General features: G+C 69.4%; 17 protein-coding genes. 5 read left to right on the top strand and 12 right to left on the bottom strand.

All coding sequences use genetic code 11. The annotated features are described in order from the left end of the window. Positions 1-5: 5 nt before the first annotated feature. From AB0K21_RS03695 to AB0K21_RS03685, 3 genes are all read right to left on the bottom strand, one after another. Positions 6-392, bottom strand: a complete 387-nt coding sequence (locus AB0K21_RS03695; protein WP_030906870.1) for a Rid family detoxifying hydrolase — start codon at positions 390-392, stop codon at positions 6-8. Positions 393-424: 32 nt separating this feature from the next. Continuing rightward, positions 425-1,534: an alanine racemase gene (locus AB0K21_RS03690; protein WP_364147523.1), complete on the bottom strand. Its 1,110-nt coding sequence runs from the start codon at positions 1,532-1,534 to the stop codon at positions 425-427. 180 nt (positions 1,535-1,714) lie between these two features. Continuing rightward, on the bottom strand, positions 1,715-3,238 hold the full coding sequence (locus AB0K21_RS03685) for an amidohydrolase family protein (RefSeq protein ID WP_364147520.1): 1,524 nt from the start codon (positions 3,236-3,238) through the stop codon (positions 1,715-1,717). 194 nt (positions 3,239-3,432) lie between these two features. On the opposite strand from AB0K21_RS03685, the gene AB0K21_RS03680 reads away from it, so the two are divergent. Next, positions 3,433-5,127, top strand: a complete 1,695-nt coding sequence (locus AB0K21_RS03680) for a glycosyl hydrolase family 8 (RefSeq protein ID WP_343975939.1) — start codon at positions 3,433-3,435, stop codon at positions 5,125-5,127. A 66-nt stretch (positions 5,128-5,193) separates the two neighbouring features. Here the strand turns inward: AB0K21_RS03680 and AB0K21_RS03675 are convergent, their stop codons facing one another. Then, positions 5,194-5,526, bottom strand: a complete 333-nt coding sequence (locus AB0K21_RS03675) for a helix-turn-helix domain-containing protein (protein ID WP_343975942.1) — start codon at positions 5,524-5,526, stop codon at positions 5,194-5,196. Next, complete coding sequence (locus tag AB0K21_RS03670; protein WP_343975945.1) at positions 5,523-5,897, bottom strand: type II toxin-antitoxin system RelE/ParE family toxin; 375 nt, start codon at positions 5,895-5,897, stop codon at positions 5,523-5,525. Before AB0K21_RS03670 ends, AB0K21_RS03675 begins: the two co-directional genes overlap by 4 nt. 92 nt (positions 5,898-5,989) lie before the next feature. Here AB0K21_RS03670 and AB0K21_RS03665 point away from each other — a divergent pair, with 92 nt between their 5' ends. Beyond that, entirely contained in the window at positions 5,990-6,133 is a 144-nt protein-coding gene (locus AB0K21_RS03665) for a helix-turn-helix transcriptional regulator (protein ID WP_343976014.1), read from the top strand. A 114-nt stretch (positions 6,134-6,247) separates the two neighbouring features. Here AB0K21_RS03665 and AB0K21_RS03660 read toward each other — a convergent pair whose 3' ends face one another. Beyond that, entirely contained in the window at positions 6,248-6,772 is a 525-nt protein-coding gene (locus AB0K21_RS03660; RefSeq protein WP_343975948.1) for a hypothetical protein, read from the bottom strand. 715 nt (positions 6,773-7,487) lie between these two features. On the opposite strand from AB0K21_RS03660, the gene AB0K21_RS03655 reads away from it, so the two are divergent. Beyond that, positions 7,488-7,694 (top strand): hypothetical protein, encoded by a 207-nt coding sequence (locus AB0K21_RS03655; RefSeq protein WP_030906909.1) that lies wholly within the window; start codon positions 7,488-7,490, stop codon positions 7,692-7,694. Between the two features lie 462 nt (positions 7,695-8,156). On the opposite strand, the gene AB0K21_RS03650 is transcribed toward AB0K21_RS03655, so the two are convergent. Both AB0K21_RS03650 and AB0K21_RS03645 read right to left on the bottom strand, forming a co-directional pair. After that, positions 8,157-8,909 (bottom strand): MerR family transcriptional regulator, encoded by a 753-nt coding sequence (locus tag AB0K21_RS03650; RefSeq protein ID WP_343975954.1) that lies wholly within the window; start codon positions 8,907-8,909, stop codon positions 8,157-8,159. Beyond that, a complete protein-coding gene (locus AB0K21_RS03645; protein WP_364147513.1) occupies positions 8,899-10,161 on the bottom strand; it encodes an MFS transporter in 1,263 nt (420 codons plus the stop codon). Before AB0K21_RS03645 ends, AB0K21_RS03650 begins: the two co-directional genes overlap by 11 nt. Before the next feature lie 347 nt (positions 10,162-10,508). Here AB0K21_RS03645 and AB0K21_RS03640 point away from each other — a divergent pair, with 347 nt between their 5' ends. Next, entirely contained in the window at positions 10,509-10,940 is a 432-nt protein-coding gene (locus AB0K21_RS03640; RefSeq protein ID WP_364147510.1) for a hypothetical protein, read from the top strand. Continuing rightward, a complete protein-coding gene (locus AB0K21_RS03635; protein WP_030906920.1) occupies positions 10,937-12,100 on the top strand; it encodes an epoxide hydrolase family protein in 1,164 nt (387 codons plus the stop codon). Before AB0K21_RS03640 ends, AB0K21_RS03635 begins: the two co-directional genes overlap by 4 nt. 189 nt (positions 12,101-12,289) lie before the next feature. Here the strand turns inward: AB0K21_RS03635 and AB0K21_RS03630 are convergent, their stop codons facing one another. The 4 genes from AB0K21_RS03630 to AB0K21_RS03615 all read right to left on the bottom strand — a co-directional run bounded on the left by AB0K21_RS03630 (position 12,290) and on the right by AB0K21_RS03615 (position 18,709). Then, a complete protein-coding gene (locus tag AB0K21_RS03630) occupies positions 12,290-15,760 on the bottom strand; it encodes a DUF4153 domain-containing protein (RefSeq protein ID WP_343975965.1) in 3,471 nt (1,156 codons plus the stop codon). Positions 15,761-15,940: 180 nt separating this feature from the next. Continuing rightward, positions 15,941-16,630: a response regulator transcription factor gene (locus AB0K21_RS03625; protein WP_030906926.1), complete on the bottom strand. Its 690-nt coding sequence runs from the start codon at positions 16,628-16,630 to the stop codon at positions 15,941-15,943. A gap of 232 nt (positions 16,631-16,862) precedes the next feature. After that, positions 16,863-17,525 carry a response regulator transcription factor gene (locus tag AB0K21_RS03620; protein WP_364147506.1) on the bottom strand — a complete coding sequence of 221 codons (663 nt, stop codon included), beginning with the start codon at positions 17,523-17,525 and terminating at the stop codon, positions 16,863-16,865. Continuing rightward, entirely contained in the window at positions 17,522-18,709 is a 1,188-nt protein-coding gene (locus tag AB0K21_RS03615) for a HAMP domain-containing sensor histidine kinase (protein ID WP_343975972.1), read from the bottom strand. The genes AB0K21_RS03620 and AB0K21_RS03615 overlap by 4 nt, the downstream gene beginning before the upstream one ends. Between the last annotated feature and the right edge of the window lie 11 nt (positions 18,710-18,720).

The raw sequence follows: 18,720 nt of genomic DNA, 5'->3' as shown, positions 1-18,720 counted from the left end.
AGACTCTAACGCGGCTTGTAGGCCACGAAGTCGATCTCGACAAGGATGTCCATCAGGTCGGAGCCGACGGTCGTACGGACGGGATAGGGGCGGGTGAAATAGGACTTGTACGCCTCGTTGTAGGCGGCGAAGTCACGCTTGAGGTGCTGCAGGTGCACCGTCGACTTCACCACGTCGTCGAAGCCGAGGCCGTGCGCCGCGAGGATGGCGCCGAGGTTGCGCATCACCTGATGCGTCTGCTCGGCCACCTCGGTCCCGACGACCTCTCCGGTCTCGGGGCTCAGCGGTCCCATGCCCGAGGTGTAGACGAAATCGCCGACCACGAGGCCCTGCGAGTACGCCCCCACGGGCGCCGCGCCCTCGTCGGTACGCAGCTCCTGCTTGCCGCTCATCTCGCCACTCCTCAAAAGGGGAAAAAGGGGGATCAGAAGAAGGTGTTTATCAGATCGACGACGACGTACTCCTCGTCGACCACCGGCATGACCCGCCACTTGTCGAAGGCGGTGCACGGGTGGGAGATGCCGAACGACACCAGGTCTCCCGGCTTCACCGGTGATCCCGGCGCCAGTCCCAGGATCGTGTGCTGGTCTGAGACCTTGAGCACCGTCGCGTCCGCGACGGCTCCGCGTGGGATCGGCAGCCCCTCGTCGAAGGGGGCGTCGCGCTTGCCGAATCCGACCACGGCCAGGCCGGGCTCGGGAACGCTCAGCACATGTGCCCAGATCTCCAGCGCGGCGCGCAGTTCCCCGTCCATCCGGGTGTACGGGGTGCGCTCGCGGTAGTAGCCGTCGTCGTGGGAGACGTAGGCGCCGCTGCGCAGCATGACCCTGGCCCGGCAGGTGGCGAGCTCACGGCCGATCACGTCGAACCACTGGCTGCCGCCCACGGACAGGATCGGGTCGCGCACCCGCAGGTGCTCCAGCGCCTCCAGCAGCCGGTGCAGGTAGGCCCGCACCTCGCCGGCGGAGCCCAGTGAACCCTCGTACCCGGCGACGCCGGCCAGTTGCACGCCCTCGGCCGCCTGCGCCGCCGAGGCGACCTCCAGCAGCTCGGCGAGAGTACGGCTGCCGCCCCGGCCGCCCTCATGGCCCAGCTCCGCCAGGACCCGGAACGGTCTGGCCCCGGCGTGCCGGGAGAGCGTCTCGACCCCGGCAGGCGAGTCGACGAAGCAGAGGAACTCGAACGCGGGGTCCTCCGCCAGTTGCGCGGCGAGTGCGTCCAGGCCCGCGAGGTCGAAGACCTGGTTGGCGAGGACGATCCTTGCGACTCCGAACTCGCGCAGGGTGAGCGCCTGGCTGGGGGTGGCGACGGTCATCCCCCACGCGCCCGCCTCCAGCTGCGCCCTGACGAGCTCCGGCGACATGGTGGTCTTGGCGTGCGGGGCGAAGACCAGCCCGTACGCCCCGGTGAAGGCCGCGAGCGTCGCGATGTTGTGCTCCAGTGCGCTCGCGTGGGCCACCATCACCGGGAAGGTGAACGCCCCGCCGAACAGCGAGGCCCCCAGCGCCCCCTCGGGATCCACGATCCCCTTCACGTCCCGGCCCTTCCTGTGGTCACCTATGCGGATTTAGCGGGCCATCTGCCGTTGAATCCGGGCGTGGGAGATCACATCCCCGTTGGTCGCCCTGAGGACCCTATCCTCCTGGCGCCCTCTCCGGTGCCGTGTTGTCAGAGCCGCAGCTCGTCAGGGCCGCGGCTTTCAGGGCCGCGGCTTTCAGGGGCGCAGCGCCCTGCCGGGGGTGGCGCCGGTGAGCCGGCCTCCGGCGAGGACCGGGACCCCGGAGACGAGGACGTCGTCGATCCCGGTGGCCGGGGTGCGCGGAGCGGCGTAGGTGGCCAGGTCTGCGACCGCTCCCGCGTCGAGGACGACCAGGTCGGCGACCTGCCCTGGGCGGACGAGCCCGCGCCCGTCGAGGCCGAAGCGGCGTGCCGGGTGCGAGGCGAGGTGGACCGCCGCCTGCTCCAGGGTCCAGTCCCCGGTCTGGCGGACGTGGCGGCCGAGCATCCTGGCGAACGCCCCGTAGCCTCGGGGATGGGGGTGGCCGCCCACGTAGATGCCGTCGGAGCCGCCGGTGTGCGCCGGGTGGCGCAGGATCGCGCGGACCGACGCCTCCCCCTCGGGGCCCTCGTCGGGGCGGGCCACCACGCATCCGGCCTCCAGCCGGGTGTCGATCAGGATCCGGCGGCAGAACTCTCCCGGCTCCAGCCCCGCCTCGTCGGCGGCCTCGGGCAGCGTCAGTCCCTCGGCCCACTCGGCACCCGGCACGTGGGAGAGGGTGACCCTCGGCCAGAGCCGCTCGTCCCACTCGATCCGTTCGGACTCCAGCGTCTCCAGCGCCCGGTCGGCGTCGGCGGCCGGGACCCACGAAGGCAGCGCGACCATCGCCAGGATGGTGCTGCCCCGCAGGTAGGGGTAGGTGTCGAAGGTGACGTCCAGCCCCCGGAGCCGGGCCTCGTCGACCAGTGGCAGGAGGGTCGCGGCCGGGCCATGGTAGTGCGAGACGTGCACCGCGACGCCCGAGCGCCGGGCGATGTCGGTCGCCTCGGCCATCCCCTGCGGGGCCGCCGCCCCGTACCCGCGCATGTGCGTCACGTACGGCAGGCGGCCGAGCGGCGCGCAGAGCGCGGCGAGCTCGGCGGCGTCGGCGTAGCGGCCGGGGGCGTACTCCAGCCCGGTGGAGAGGCCGGCCGCCCCCTCGGCCAGGCCGCGCTCGACGCGGTCCAGCATCGCGGCCAGCTCGTCGGGGGAGGCGGCCCGTTCGGCGGCGCCCATCACGTCGTACCGGATCGTGCCGTGCGGCAGCAGGTAGGCGGTGTTCAACGCGGTCGCCCGGTCGTAGCCGTCGAGCAGTTCCCCGACGCCGATCGGCCCGTCGGCCGAAGGGTGGACCCCGTTGACCGCCGCGAAGTAGCGGGTGGCGTAGGCGAAGGTCTGCGGGGTGGTGGAGGGTGCGAAGGAGAGCCCGTCCTGGCCGAGGACGAAGGTGGTCACCCCCTGCCGGAGCGCGGCGAGCTGCACCTCCTTGTCGAGGACGAGCGCGTCGCCGTGCGCGTGGCAGTCCACGAGGCCGGGCATGACATGGCGCCCGGCGGCCTCGACCACCGTGGTGGCCGCCGCCGCGTCCAGGCGGCCCACCGCTGCGATCCGGTCACCGGTGACGCCGACGTCGGCCCGGCAGGCCGGGGCGCCGGTGCCGTCGAGCACCCAGCCATCCCTGATCAACACATCAAACGACATGCCCGGATTCAATCACCGGGAAGGTGTTCGAGGCACCCGACACCTGTCTACGTTCTCCCTGGATTTCCCCCGCATCGCAGGTAACCGGGAATTTGGGCCCCCTGCCCTCTTGACCGTGACGCGTCATGGATGGTGGCATCTTTTCCTAGTTAGGAACCTTTCCTAACTAGATGATCGCAGAGAGGGCACCCCCTGTGCATGCGAGACCGCGTCTCCAACGCCCCTCGACCGTCCTCGTCCTGGCACTGGCGTCGGCACTGATCGCATCGGTGTTCGTGCTGGCGGCTCCACCCGGCTTCGCCGCCGACTCCCTGCTGTCCCAGGGCCGTCCGGCCACCTCGTCCTCCAACGAGGACGCCACGTTCCTCCCATCGGCCGCCTTCGACGGCAACACCGGCACCCGCTGGGCCTCCGCCGAGGGCCACGACCCCGAGTGGCTCCGCGTCGACCTCGGCGGCTCCGCCACGATCTCCCGGGTCAAACTGACCTGGGAGGCCGCGTACGGCAAGTCGTACCGGATCGAGACCTCTCCCGACGGCAACGCCTGGACCTCCGTCTACTCCACCACCTCCGGCGACGGCGGCGTCGACGACCTGACCCTGTCCGGCACCGGCCGCTACGTACGGATGTACGGCACCGCGCGCGGCACCGTCTACGGCTACTCGCTGTACGAGATGGAGGTCTACGGCAACACCGGTGGCAGCACCCCGAGCCCCACCCCGACGATCACTCCCGGCGGCCCCGGTGTGCCGTTCGGCTCGCACGCGATTCCCTACGCGGCCGGGATGCTGCGCCCCAGCGGTGCCCAGGCCACGCTCGACCAGAAGGTGATCGACTACTACCAGCGCTGGAAGGCCGCCTTCGTCAAGCAGAACTGCGGCAACGGCTGGTACCAGATCATCTCCCCCGACGCCGACCATCCGTACGTGGCCGAGGCGCAGGGCTACGGCATGGTCATCACGGCCACGATGGCCGGGGCCGACCCGGACGCGAAGAAGATCTTCGACGGCCTGGTGAAGTACGTGCTGGCCCACCCGTCGTCGATCACCCCCGGCCTGCTCGCCGCCGAGCAGAACACCGCCTGCCAGAGCGTCAACGGCAGCGACTCGGCCACCGACGGCGACCTGGACGTGGCCTACGGCCTGCTCCTGGCCGACCGGCAGTGGGGCAGCACGGGCACCTACAACTACAAGCAGCTCGCGATCAACCACATCAACGCGATCAAGGCCGGTGAGGTCAACCCGACCACCAAGCTGATGAAGCTCGGCGACTGGAGCAGCTCGGGCGACCAGTACTACTGGATCAGCCGCTCCTCGGACTGGATGATCGACCACTTCAGGGCGTTCCGCAAGGCCACCGGCGACACGACCTGGGACACCGTCCGCACCAACCACCAGAACCTGATCGCCTCCCAGCAGTCGACCTACGCGGCGAGCACCGGCCTGCTGGCCGACTTCGTGGTCAACACCAACACCACCCCGAAGCCGGCCACCGGCCAGGTCCTGGAGGACCCCAACGACGGCAAGTTCTGGTGGAACGCCTGCCGTGACCCGTGGCGGATCGGCAACGACGCGGTGACCAGCGGCGACGCCAAGTCCCTGGCCGCCGCGCGCAAGCTCAACACCTGGATCAAGAGCAAGACCGGCGGCAACCCGAACAACATCGCGGTCGGCTACTCGCTCAACGGCACCCAGATCTCCAGCGGCAGCGAGCCGGCCTACTTCGCCCCGTTCGCGGTGGCGGCGATGACCGACTCCGGCAGCCAGGCCTGGCTGGACGCCCTGTGGACCAAGATGCTCAACACCCCGTTCACCGCCACCGACTACTACTCGACCAGCGTCCAGCTCCAAGTCATGATCACCGTAACCGGCAACCACTGGGTGCCCTGACCCTCACGCGTACCAGTGCGGCTCCCACCTTCGGTCGGGGCCGCACTTTCGTACCCGTAACCGTACTCAGGCGACTTTCACGGAGTGGTCCCCAAAATCGGCCACTATGTCCAGTGTTCCCCCCAGGGCGACGACATAGGAGCGCAAGGTGTCCAGACCACCGATCTGGCCGTGCTCGATCTGGGACACGCGCGCCTGAGTGATGCTCATCCGTTCGGCGAGGAGCTTCTGGGAGATGCCCAGACGCTTGCGCATCTCGGCGAGTTGGACACCGCGAAGCTCTGCCCGCAACTGCTCGCGGCTGCTCTCCCGGGCGGCGACTCGCTCGGGGGAGTCCCGATCGGGATCGATCTCACGGATCTTGGCCTTGGTGTCGGACCACTTCACGAACTCACTCATCGCCCTTCCTCCTCCTTCTCAGCGCGGTATGCCGCGTAACGCTCCTCCGCCAGGGGAATCGCCGTGCGATACCACCGACTCCATTCCCCGGCCTTGTCTCCGGCGACCAGCACGATCGCCTCCCGCGTCGGGTCGAAGACGAACAGCAGGCGGATCTCCGCCTCCCCGGGCACTCGGGGCCGTAGCTCTTTGAGGTTGTGCAGGACACGGGAATGGTGGATCCGGTCAACCAGTGGACGACCGAGTTTCGGCCCCTGCAACGCGAGCTCGTCCAATGCTTCTTCGATCTTCTCTGCGGTGGCGAGATCGTTCTTGCAGATGTCGAGAAACCAGGCGTTCACCTCGGCGTGCAGCGTGATCTCCCAGGTCATACGGTCAATATAACGGATCCTTATATCCTTCCGAAGGCTGTTGCCGGAAGTATGCGGCACCTGCGTGATGCGACAGCCTCTTCCAGACCGAGCTGGCTGAACGCACCGGCTTGAGGCAGCCGGCGGTGGCACGCTTCGAGGCGGGCGGGACGATGCCGACCATCCCGATGCTGGAGCGGCTCGCGGAGGCTCTGGAGATGCGGTTGAGCGTCCAGTGGTACGAGGCCAACGCATAAGCAATCAGCGCCGCCCGTTTCCCTGCTTGACCGAAATGACGGACAAGACGAACACAAAGTTCCGATCAAGCTGGCCGAAGCGTTGAAACAGAGGCTCTGGAAATGCGGTTCCTGTTACGCGGGCTCCAGGTTTCCCACGAACCGGTAGGAGAATCCCTTGCCTGTGGGGGAGGAAGCCTCGATGTCCTGATAGCCGCCCGTGGCGGTCACCGGGATGCGCAGCAGCAGGTCGTCGCCGACGATGTCGTCCTCCCACACCTCAATGGTGAACGAGCCTCCGGCGACGGTGGTCTGGCTCTTGTACGATCCGGCGGCGCGCTCTGTGGAGCCGGGGGTGCACATCGAATACTCCCATACCCAGCAGGTTCCGGCCTTGGTGTCGGCCTCGTCACCGTTGGTGGGCCAGCCGAGGTACTCGGCGCCGTTCTGACCTATGATCCGCACACGGATCTCGTCCTCGCCGCTCTCCTCCAGATCGAAGGCCTGAAGCGAGCCGAACACAATCTTGAGCAGGGGTCCGGCGGCGGCCGTATCGACGCCGAGAGCAGGGGGCTCGGCGGCCTGGGCCGGGGACACGAGGGCCGCGGCGAGTGCCAGCCCGGCGGCCAGAGTGCCCACCCTCGACAGGACGTTGTTCATGCGCTCCTCGTTTTCCGTTGACAGGCGGGCTCCAGGCGGAAATTGAGCCTGTGGTGGTAGCCGTTCACGTCGCCCCTGTGAGTGGTGATGACGTTCGCCATAGAGCCTGTCGGGGGTGTCTTGTCGATGGCTTGGAGCCTGCTGGTGGGGATCCGACATCAAGCTCACGCCCCCGGGCGGATCACCGTCGGTCACCTGCGGTCGTGACGGCATGAACCACGGGCGCGAAGCCCTCCACCTGGACGGCGGCCAACAAGGTCACCCCTGTGCTCTTCACTGAGCGCGCCGATGGCTTCCCCGATCACTCTGCCCTGCCCGCTGTCATGGATCCGGTATGGCCGACCCAGGCGTCGCAGGAACGGCGGTTCGGATCGGGTTGTTGCCGCGACCTGCCCAGCGCCAGATGAGGAAGTAATAGGCCCAGTAAGCGAGCAATGCCATCAGAAGCAAGCTGGAAACAAAGACCCCCAGCACGATCCCAAAGAATCACGGGTGGGCACGCTCACCCGGCCTGCCCGCGTCGCCCACGCAGAAGCCCCCAAATATCCGAAAACGACGTCTCGGAAGACGGCCTCGGCACCGCGAGAGGGGTGATTTCTGTGATCTGGGTGACGAGGCATGTCCACAGCGCGCAACGTTGACCCGCGATGGACCGGTCTGATGCTCCGCCTCCGAGGCCGGTTCGTACGACAACAACGGAGCAAAAAGGAGGATCGTGACTGAGAACGAACCGAACGCGCGGGACATCGCCGCGATGGACGAGGCGGAGCGCGCCCAGTGGTTCTACGACAACCGCGAGCAGGTCGCCGAGGAGTCCACCCCTGCCGTCCTTGATCGTGCCGTATCAGTGCGGGTCAGCCCCGATGACCTCGGCTTGCTGACCGAGGCCGCGACAGCGGTGGGCATGAAACCGAGCGCGTGATTGCACAAGGTCGGACTGGAGGCCGCGGCGATGGCATCTGCTGCCCCGCCTGCGGCAGTGCTGTCAGGGGAGGAGACTCGGCAACTCCAGGATTCGGTCCTGAACATCGTGGAACTGCTGGAGCGCAGTGGCATCAGGCTTGACACGGCAGCAGACGAACGCGATCGATCGCTGGTTCTGAAGTCGCTACGCCGCACGCGAAAGAAGAAAGTCAAGAGAGGTAGGTGGCCGCATCGATGAGCAAGGCGACCCGCACGTCGGCGACGTCCATGAGGACACCGGCGATGGGAGGCCCCAGTAACATCCCCATGTTCGCGGACATGGACATCCGAGCCTGGGCCTTACTCAGTAACGCGTCCGACGTCGAGCTCGCCACCGCTTTCCGGGTCGTCGGCAACACCACATGTCGTGTTTGACGCCACTGCTGGACGGGTGCCTCCAGGGTGACGGTGGCGCGGGCAGTCAGTTGATGTCGTTGAGTCGTGCGCCGATGAGATCGAGTGCGTGTTGCTGCGTGCTGTTGAGAACATCTGTTGTGTGTTCGGTGAAGAGTCCAGCAACTCCGGTGAGGTCTATGTCCGACTCTGTTTCGTTGAGTTCTCGCACGATCGGCGCGAAGGTTGCGACGAACTCGTCAACGAACCGGTCAAGTTCATCGTCGCCGGTGTGGGGTCCCAGGCTTTCGAACTGTGCGATCACGGTTGTGATGGCGGGCAGGAGACCGGGGTCGCTGATCCGTTCGTAGTACCCGACGAGGTAAGGCATGCCGTCGGCGCCGACCAGGTGGGCGAGGAGAACGGTTTGATCCCGGTCGATTCGTGCCATCGCCGGGGAGAGCCCGCCGGCCGCAAAGGTGGTGAGAAACCGCGCGAGCTCGGGCGGGATGTCCGGCGCTGCTTTCTGTTCCCGGAGCCGGGCGATGAGATCGCGCTGCGTGGTGAGCCGGTCGATCTGGGCGGCGAGTTCTTGATCGAGCCGATCAAGAAGCCCTATGGCCTGATCGCCGGTCTCATCGAGAAGGGCGGGCATCTGCTCCAGTGGTATTCCGAGGGCGGCGAGACGTTTGATACGTAGGACTCGGATCAGATCGTGCACGTCGTACTGCCGGTAGCCGTTGGGTCCGCGGGGCGGCTCGTCGAGGACGCCGACCTGATGGTAATGGCGGAGTGCTCGGACGGTGACTCCGGCGAGCGAGCCGAGTTCGCTACTGTTCACCGCTGGCCACCCGCGCCTCGTTCGTCATCATTCGCCCTGGGTTCTCTGGTTCCAGTCTACGAAGCGACCGTGCGGTCAGTGCGAGGACGAAGGCGGCGGTCCATACGGCTGCGAGTGCGAGAGCTGCGACATTGACGCTGATGTACTCGGTGAGCATGGCCGCCAGCACGATGCCGGCCGGTGGGGCGGCGGTCATCATGGCGTTCTGGGTGCCCATGATCCGTCCTAGCATCGTCTCGGGTATCCGCTCGATCATGAGCACGCCGATCAGGCTGCCGAACAGTCCACTGGAGAATCCGACGACGAACGCCCCAGCGAACACCACCCATACGGACGGTAGCGCGGCGATGAGGGCGATCCCGGCTGTTGTTCCGGCGAGACCGGTGACGAACCAGGCTCGGCGGGCACCGCGCGTGCCGGCTGCGGCGTAGCTCGCGCCGCCGAGGAGCATCCCGAGGGCGAGGGCGCTCAGCACGAAACCGAGGAGGCCGGACCGGTTCTCCTGGGTGAAGAACACCGGCAGCACGAGCCCTTGCATCGCCCCGAGGACCAACACCGATGCCAAGCCGATCATGGTGACCACGAGTAGGAAGCGACTGCGGAACAGGGCCCGCCAGCCGTCACGCAACTGTGACCACCCGGTACCGGTCGGAGCCGCCGCGATACCGTCCTCCGACACGATCGTGCCGACGTGCCGCGGAATCAGGAGCGTGATCAGCGCGGCCACCAGCGACGTAGCGGCGGTGATCCACAACACCGTTGAGCCGTCGAAGAGGATCATGAGAGTCCCTGCCGCCGCCGGCCCCAGCAAGATCGCCACCGCACCCAGAGTCTCTCGCACCCCCATCAGTCGTTCGGCACTGACGCCCCCGTGGCGAACGACCGCGGGAAGCAGCGCCTCCCGTGCCGTCGCACCGGGCACGTCGCCGAGCGAGCCGATGATGCCGAACAGAATGAACCACCCCAGGTTGAGCCCCGACACCAGATCGACCAGCGGCAACGCGGCGATCGACGCGGCGGAGACGAGATCGGTGATCACCGAGGATGTGCGCCGGTTGATGCGGTCGATGACCACCCCCATCAGCAACCCCGCGAGAACGGCCGGGACGGCGGTCGCTGCGGCGACCGCTCCTGCACCAAGCGCACTCCCTGTGGTCTGTAACACGATCAACGGCAACGCGATCCCCGCGATCGAGTTCCCGAGCAGGGACAACACGTATGAGGCGAGATATGCGACAGGAACGAGCTTCATGTCTCAAGCACAAACTATGACGTAGGGGCGGAGTCAAACTCACCGCAGAACGCAGGGCGGGGGCCTACATCCCGATGCCGTGCTCGTGCTGTGGACCGTGTCGCTGTTGCGGGTCGTGGTTCGACGCGGCGAGTTGTGCCTGTCGTCCGGCGCGGGCACGGAGAAAGGCACCCGTACGGCGCGTGACACGAGTGGGCGGAACCATCCGGCGCACCACCGTCCACCCCGGCATGCCCGACTTCCGCGCCGGCGCCGGTCGGCGCGGCTCAACCGGCTGACTCCGGGAGAGCCGCGAATCGACGTCAGGCTACCTTGACGTCAAGGTAGCCTGACGAAATACTCGAACCATGTCCACTCCCGACGAACTTGAACGTCAGTTCACACTCCTGACCGCGGCCGCGCGCTACGACGCGCTACGCACCCGTGACGTCCTGGCCGCACCGGCCGATGAGGACGACCCCGCGCTCACACCGCCCGACCCCGGCGCGGAGCCCCTGACCCGGGGCGAGGCGCTGGAGCTTCTCGCGCTGGGCGAGGTGATCGCGCGGAAGGCGGGCTACGGACGTCAGCTCTCCGTGCGCTCCGCCCGCCGGGCCGGCGCCTCGTGGTCGCAGATCGGTGCCGCCCTGGGAACCAGCAAGCAGGCGGCGTGGGAGGCCCACAACCGATGGATCGACGAACAGGCCGTGGAACGCGACGGTCACTGGGGCTGGGACGAGAACGACCTGGCGGCCGCGCGCGTGCTCGCCGGCACCCCCGAAGGCGAGGACACGAAATGAGCGAGCACGCCGGGACCGCCGTCCACCCCTTCGTCCTCGACATCGCGCAGGCCGACCTGGACGACCTGACCGACCGCCTGGCCGCGACCAGATGGCCGGATGAGCAGGCCGGTGCGGGCTGGTCCCAGGGCGTGTCGATGGCCTACCTCAAGGAACTGACCGCATACTGGCGCACCGGCTACGACTGGCGGGAACACGAGGCACATCTCAACCGGTTCCCCCAGTTCACCACCAGGATCGACAACGCCGACATCCACTTCCTGCACGTCCGTTCCCCCCAGGCCGATGCGCTGCCGCTGCTGATCACTCACGGCTGGCCCGGATCCATCGTGGAGTTCCTCGACGTCATCGGGCCCCTGAGCGACCCCCGGGCTCATGGTGGCGACCCGGCCGACGCCTTCCACCTGGTGATCCCCTCCATCCCGGGATACGGACTGTCCGGACCGACTCGCGAGGGCGGCTGGGATGTGCACCGGGTCGCGAAGGCCTGGGCCGAGCTGATGCGGCGCCTGGACTACCACCGCTACGGCGCGCAGGGCGGCGACTGGGGCCACGCGATCACCCTGGAGCTGGCCGCCGTCGACACCGGCCGTGTCGTCGGAATCCACCTCAACACCCTGCTGACGCCGCCTCCCAGTGACCCCGCCGAGGCCGCCGAGCTTACCGATGACGACAGGGCACGGCTCGACCGGCTGGTCAGCGCGGAGCCGGAGATGTCGGGCTACGCGAAGATCCAAGGCACCCGGCCGCAGACACTGGCCTACGCGCTCACCGACTCCCCCGTCGGGCAGCTCGCCTGGATCGTCGAGAAGTTCAAGGAGTGGACGGACTGCGCGGACGTGCCCGAGGACGCGGTCCCCCGCGACCGGCTCCTGACCAACGTGATGCTCTACTGGCTCACCGCGACCGCCGGGTCGTCGGCCCGCCACTACTGGGAGGCCTTCCATCCCTCCCGGCCGCCGCGTACCGGGCCGTCGGCGACGCCCACCGCGGTGGCGGTCTTCGCCGCCGACGTGGCCCGCCCTGTCCGGCGGCTCGCCGAACGCGACAACAACATCGTCCACTGGTCGGAGTTCGACCGAGGCGGCCACTTCGCCGCGATGGAGGAACCCGACCTGTTCACCGACGACGTCCGCGCGTTCTTCCGCCGGTTCCGCTGACGGGCTCTGGAGCGAACCCGATACCGGCGCGGCACGCTCGGAATCACGGCGACTCAAGATTTTCCCCTCACATTCCGTGAGCACGCGGCCCCGGGGAGGCTGCCCGGTAACCCGACATCAGTCCGGTTGAGCACCCCGGTGCGGGCCGCCCGCGGACGAGTCGTCCGGCCCGGCGGCCCTCGACGTCGCTCAGTCCTGGTCGGGGATCTCCAGGCGGGAGAGCGTCTGCGAGCACGAGGCGTTCCTGATCGCCGGTCGCCGGGCCAGGAGTTCCCGCGCCTCGCGGCGGGCCAGGTTCCAGCCGTTCCACGGGTCGGGCCCGGCCAGGTCGTTGGCCGCGATCACGTCCAGCAGGACGCAGCTGCGGGACGGTTCCGGCAACCGGTCCAGTGCGGGGACCGCCTCGGCGCCGAGGTCGCCCAGGTAGTCGAGGTCGATCCGGTTCACGCCCCGTACCGCGATCTGCGTCTCCGCGACCCGCAGGTCGGGGTTCCACACCGCGAACGCCAGCAGCGAGGCGCTCGTCATCAGCACCAGGGTCCTGGGCAGCCAGCGCGCGTGCCCGCGCCTGGTGAGCCGGGCCGCGCCCGCCATGAGGACCAGCGCGAAGACCCCGCCCAGCCACCAGATGGTCGCCGCCACCGAGGCCCGCAGCCGGGAGAGCCCGTAGACCTCGGTGTACAGGTCCAGGCGGTGCAGCGCGGAGAAGAGAATCACCAGGGTCAGCACGCAGAGCAGGCCGAGCAGCCCGGCCATCAGCCACCGGTCGAAGCCCTTGAGATCCAGCGTCCCCGAGGCGACCGCGACGATCGCCAGCACGAACACGCTGACGACGACGAGCTGGAAGAACCCCGAACGCGCGTACTCGGCGTAGGTCAGCCCGGTGGCGGAGGCCACCCACCGGGTGGTGCCGAACAGCACGGTGAGCTGCATCCCCACGAACGTGGCGAACAGCAGGTTGAGCGCCGTCAGCGGGGTCACCCAGAGAGCGCGGCCGGCCGTGATCTTCAGGTCGGGGGCCTTCGGCTCGGCCACCGGCCGCAGGCCGACCAGCACCGCGGAGGCCACCACGACCGCGAAGACCACGAAGAGCAGGATCCGCAGCGGCAGCGACTCGGCCCAGTCCTGCGCGCTGAACAGCTGCTCGACGGCCTCGGCGAAGACCGCGTCCGCCGAGGCGAACAGCGCCCCGAACACCGCCAGCAGCACGACGGTCAGCCCGCCCCCCAGCAGCAGGGGGACCATCTTCCTGGTGTTCGTGAGACCCTTCAGCCGCGCGCCGAGGAACCACGGCACCGGCAGCAGGCCGAGGAGCACCGACGCGCCTCCCCTGAGCACCCCGAACCAGCCGCGCCCGGCCCCCGACAGAGCGAGCGCGGCCAGCAGGAACCCGGCCAGCAGGACCATCCCGACCAGCCAGTCGGCGTCCCTGAACAGCACCGTCGCGACCAGCCCGTAGGCGATCGCCCCCATCCCGGCCGACCACGGGGTGATCCTGCCGCGCACCGCCGGAATCGCCGCCGCCCCCATGGCCGCGGAGACCAGCACGAGCCCGAGCCCCGCCCTGCTGTACGGCACCGCGATCGCGGCGAGCAGCCCGACGGCGACGGAGACCGGCAGCACCCACCGGGGGGTGTCCGGCAGGTCGGGCCGGGGGAAGAGGGGCGGCGCCTCGTACCCGCCGGGGCCTCCGGGGCTTCCCTGTGGCCGAACAGCCGGCCGGTACTCCTCCCGGACCGGCGCGAAACCTCCCGGGGGTCCCACCGGTTGCGCCGCTCTCTCCTTCTCCCGGACCTCCGGTACGGTGACGCGCTGCGCGACGGGTCCCCGCGCGGGAGGCCGCTCCGGGAGCGGTTCGCCGCCGGACCAGATCTCGTTGGTGGGCGTGGTGGCGCCGATGACCGTGCCGACGAACACACCGATCATGAAGATGACGGCACCGACGAAAGCGGCCAGCAGGGCGTCGAAGCCCGCGAGGCCGATGCCCATGATCACCGCGCAGACCAGTCCGGCGACACCTCCGAGGAAGAGGCCGAGGAACGCCCCGGGCCAGTTCCGCACCACGACCTGTTCCCGGCGCCCGTCCCCGGCCCGCCTGTCCCGGACGAGGACCGGCCGGGGGGGAAACGGCTGCGTGGGCGGAGGAGGTGGCCCGATGGGCGCCTCGGAGTCCGTGGGGGTGGAGACGGGCACGGACCCAGGCTCCCCGGCGGTGACCTCCCGTCGAGGAGCACCGGTCGCGGCCGGCCCCAAGGCTCCGGCCGGTTCACCGGAACCGGAGTCGATCCCGGCGGTCTCGCCAGGATCCGGCTGCCGAGCACCCCCTGAGATCTCATCAGGTTCCCGAGCACTCCCGGTGACCTCGTGACGCTCGCCGATCCCTGTTCGCGTACCGCTCACCTGCGGGACGGAAGGCGTGGATGCGGTGAGATCTTCGGGGGCCTTGTCCGGGACGGAAGGCGTCGAGACGGCGGGATCCACGGGGACCTCGGGCACAGTGGACGGGGCGGACACGGGAGGGGCCTTGTCCGGGGCGGAAAGCGCGGAGGCACCGGAAGGCACCGAGGTCTCGGGATCCACAGGGACCTTGCCCGGGACGGTGCCGTGCACCTCCGGGGAATTCACCCCGGAGGAGGAAGGCTCCTTGGCGGGCGAGGACGGGGTGGTCATCTCAATCCTTTCCGGAAGGTCGGTCACGATGTGGCAGCCGGGGCCGTCTGCGACGTGGATGGAGCCGCCGTGCAGCTCGACGATCTCCTTGGTGATGGCCAGGCCCAGCCCGGCGCCGCCGTCGTCGGCGGCCCGTCCGGCGTCCAGGCGGGAGAAGCGCTCGAACGCCCGCGCCCGGTCCTCGGCCGCGATCCCCGGCCCCTGGTCGCTCACCCGGAGCCGGACACCCTCTCCCCCGGCCGCCGCCGCCAGCACCACGGTCCCGCCGTCGGGACTGTGCCGCACCGCGTTGTCCAGCAGGTTGGCGAGGACCTGCGCGAGCAGGTCGGGGTCGGCGCGTACGCTCAGTCCTTCCGGAACCTCGCAGCGGGCCGTCACGCCCTCCCTGGCCAGTACGGCCTCCCGGAGGGCCTGCTCGCAGAGCGGGCGCAGCTCGACGTCCTCACGTTCGATCAGCCGGGCACCCGACTCCAGCCGGGACAGGTCGAGCAGTTGCGCGACCAGCCGGCCCAGCCGCTCGGTCTGGGCGAGCGCGGTGCCGAGGGTGACGGGATCGGGCTCCGAGACCCCGTCGACCACGTTCTCCAGTACCGCCCGGAGCGCGGTGATCGGCGTGCGGAGCTCGTGGCTGACGTTGGCCACCAGATCCCGCCGCTGCCGGTCCACCTCGCCCAGGTCGGCGGCCATCGCGTTGAAGGCCCGGGCGAGCTCGCCGACCTCGTCACGGGAGGTCGCGGTGACCCGCAGGCCGTACCGGCCCTTGGCGATGGTCTGCGCGGCGGCGGCCATCTCGCGGAGCGGTTTGGTCATCCCCCGCGCGAGCAACTGCACCATGATCAGCGCGAACACCGCGGCCACCGCGACGCGCACGTCGCGCGAGTAACCGGCGTTGAGGCCGACCTCGTTGACGACGAACGCCGCCACCACGGCCAGCAGGATCACCATGCCGAGCTTCGCCTTGATCCGGCCAAGGAAGTCGAGAGGTCTCAAGGGTCGGCGCATCCCGGTGTCGGAGGGAAGGGGCATACAGGGGTTGAGTGCCGGGGAGGGCGATCGGTTCGCGCCGGAGGCTCCCGGCCGTAACGGAACCCGCGTCGACGGCGTGTGCTCCGTTCCGCGGCGGAGGTCGCGAGCACGTGGCCGCGGACCCGGGGTCGCCGGGACGTGCGTTCACTGCCGCACCAGGGCGTAACCGACGCCGTGGACGGTACGGACGACGCCGGGGCCGAGCTTGCGGCGCAGGGCGCGGACGTGGCTGTCGACGGTACGGGTGGCCGCGGCCTCGGAGAAGCCCCAGATGTCGGCCAGCAGCCGCTCCCGCTCGAAGACCTGGCCGGGGCGCTCGGCGAGGCGGCAGAGCAGGTCGAACTCGGTCCTGGTCAGCTGGGCCTCGTCGCCCCGCACGTAGACCCGCCGCTCGGCGGTGTCTATCTCGACGTCGGCGACGCGGATGACCGTGTCGGCCACGGCCAGCTGGGAGGCCCGCTCGACCCGGCGGAGCAGGGCGTGCACCCGGGCGACCAGCTCGCGCATGCTGAACGGCTTGGCCATGTAGTCGTCGGCCCCGACCCCGAGCCCCACCAGCAGGTCGGTCTCCTCACCCAGCGCGGTGAGCATGAGCACCGGGACCGGCCTGGCCGCCTGCATCCGCCGGCACACCTCAAGGCCGTCGAGTCCGGGCAGCAGCCGGTCGAGCACCACCACGTCGGGTGCCGTCTTCGCGTAGGCGGCCAGCGCCGCCTCCCCGTCCCCGACGACGCGCACGTCGAAGCCCTCGGCGGCCAGCCTGTGGCGTACGGCCCGCGCGATCGTCTCGTCGTCCTCGACCACGAGGACACGTCGTTGCTGAGGGGTTGCCATGCCCGGCAGCGTAGACCGGAGCCGTGCAGAAGACCTGTGGTGAATTGTGAAGGTTCTGCGCACTCACCGGGTGCGCCGTCTCCGGTGAACACGGATGGACGACACCGCATCCGGCGATCGCGGGTCCCCTCCGTCCGGTCGCGTCCACGGAGGTGTGGTGGGGGCCGGGACCGCTCGACCGTCCGGACCCTACCGCCCCGGATGAGGGTCTCGCTGCGGGGTGGGTAGGAGGTCAGCGGGCCGTGATCCGATACCCCACCCCTGGCGTCGTGGTGATGGCCGGGGGCTCGCCGAGTTTGCGGCGCAGGCGGCCGATGGTGACCGTGACGGTATTGGTCAGGGGGTTGGCGTGTTCGTCCCACACCTGTTCGAGCAGGTCCTCGGCGCTGAGGAAGGCGGGGACGGCGCGCAGGAGGGCTTCGAGCAGTGCGAACTCCTTGACCGACAAATCCAGATGCCGGCCGTCGCGGGTGGCGGTACGGCGCAGCGGGTCGAGCTCGATGCCGGCCACGCGCAGCGTGCGGGGCCGGGCGGTGGGCCGGCGGCGGGCCAGGGAGCGGATGCGCAGCACCAGCTCGGGGAAGTGGAAGGGCTTGGCCAGGTAGTCGTCGGCCCCCAGGGTCAGGCCGGTGACTCGGTCGACGGGCGAGCCGGCGGCGGTCAGCATCAGGACCATGACGCGGTCGTCGCGTTCAGTGATCATCTGGCAGAGGGTGTCGCCGTGGATGCCCGGCAGGTCTCGGTCGAGGACGACCACGTCGTAGGCGTTGAGGTCCAGCTTGGCGGCGGCCTCCAGGCCGTCGTAGGCCACGTCCACGGCCATGCCCTGATCGCTCAGACCTTCGACGAGTACGTCGGCGAGGGAGCGGGTGTCCTCCACCACGAGCACCCTCATGCCGGAACCTCCGCCGGCACGGCCGCCAGGGGCAGCGAGACGGCGACCCGGAGGCCGCCCTCTGGCCGGGCCCGCAGGTCGAGGGCGCCGCCGTGTGCGGCGGCGATGGCTGTGACGATCGAAAGGCCGAGCCCGGAGCCGTTGCCGGAGTGGGTACGGTCGGCGCCGAGTCGCTGGAAGGGCTGCGCCAGTCGGTCGACCTGCTCCTGGTCGAGGACGCGTCCGCCGGTCTCGACGACGAGCTGGGCTGTTGTGCCGTCGGTGGTGGTGGCCAGGCGGATCCAGCCGCCTGGCTGGTTGTGGGTGATGGCGTTGTCGATGATGTTGTCGATCATTCGGGTGAGGAGCGTCCTGTTTCCCTGTGCCCACGCGCTGTCGTCGACGGCGTCCGTGGAGTGGACGGTGAGGTTCTTGGTGGTGATGTCGGCGGCCCGGGCGCCCAGGGCGACGGTCACCAGCCGGCGGAGCGAGAGCGTCGTGCGGTCGGCCAGGGCGCCGTGCTGGGTGCGGGCGAGCACGAGGAAGTCTTCGAGTAGCCGGTCGACCTGGTCGAGCTCGGTGCGGAGCCGGTCGGCCAGCGCGGCGGTCTGCTGAGGTACGGGCTCCGGCTTGGCCAGGGCCACGTCCAGGGACGCGCGCATGGTGGCCAGCGGAGTGCGGAGCTCGTGGGAGGCGTTGGCGACGAACCGGCGTTGCGCGGCGAACGAACTCTCCAGTCTTTCCAGCAGCTCGTCGATGGTGTCGGCGAGGTCTTTGACCTCGTCGGCCGGGCCCTGCGCGGCCAGCCGCTCGTGCAGGTTGTCGGCGGAGATCCGGCGGGTGGCCGCAGTGATCATCCGCAGCGGGCGCAGCACCCGGCCGGCGACGACCCGGCCCAGGATGACCGACACCGCGCCCATGACCACCAGTGCCACCGCCGAGCCGATCAGGAGTTGGCGGGACTGGGCCGCGTGGGTGTCCGACAGCTGGGTCTGGAGCCAGGCGATGCGATCGTTGGCGGCGGCGAGCGTGGCCGGCTCCACCGGCGGGGTGCCAGAAGGTGCGGATCGACTGGTCCGCGTCCCTCCGAGTCCCACGAGATTGGTGATGACCAGCAGCCCGACGCCGGACAGCAGGAACATGGCACCGTACAGGACGGTGAAGCGCAGTCGTACGGTGCGCGCCGGTCGTCGCCACTTTCGCATGCGTTCCAGGA

It is taken from the genome of Streptosporangium sp. NPDC049248 (genome assembly GCF_040678965.1).
Taxonomy (GTDB): domain Bacteria; phylum Actinomycetota; class Actinomycetes; order Streptosporangiales; family Streptosporangiaceae; genus Streptosporangium; species Streptosporangium fukuiense.
Note: the sequence above shows the minus strand (reverse complement) of the source record. Positions and strands in the feature narration are given on the sequence as shown.